The sequence below is a fragment of the Mesorhizobium caraganae genome, from assembly GCF_016836705.1.
Classification (GTDB): Bacteria; Pseudomonadota; Alphaproteobacteria; order Rhizobiales; family Rhizobiaceae; genus Mesorhizobium; species Mesorhizobium caraganae.
The window spans coordinates 1-466 of the sequence record NZ_JAFCGY010000133.1 but is presented as its reverse complement, the minus strand read 5'-3'; the positions used below and the strand labels follow the sequence as shown (position 1 = coordinate 466).

1 protein-coding gene is annotated in these 466 nt (G+C 68.0%); it reads right to left on the bottom strand.

Translation table 11 applies throughout. The features are described 5' to 3' along the window. The coding region (locus JQK88_RS35635) for a glucoamylase family protein (RefSeq protein ID WP_203281268.1) at window positions 1-466 on the bottom strand (466 nt) is incomplete at both ends.

The following is a 466-nucleotide window of genomic DNA, read 5'->3' as shown; positions in this document are numbered from 1 at the left end:
GGATGCGCAGCTGGGTTTCGGTCTCGGCGCTGGCGGTGCGTGTGCCCGCGCTTTCGGACTCGTGCGGATGGAACACGCCGGCATGCGGGATGCGCTCCTGCAACAGCAGCAGCGTGGCCTGGAACTCGGCATCGGCGACGAAACGCCGCTGCATCGGTTGCTGGCGCAGCAGATGATCCAGCGCCAGCAGCCCCATGCCCTGGTGATGGGCCATGAACGAACGCACCACCACGCAGTCCTGGCCGGGCGGCACCCGCGTGGCGGTGTAGTCGATGGCCTCGTACAGGCCGTACTCGCCGCCGAAACCCGCCGCCGTCAGCCGTTGCAGGTTCTGGCAGGCCGCTTCCGGCGCCACCATCAACGCCAACATGCTGGCGTAAGGCGCGATCACCAGATCCTGGTCGAGCCCGCGCTTGAGGCCCAGCCCGGGGATGCCGAACGCGCGGTACTGATAGTTCATGCGCAC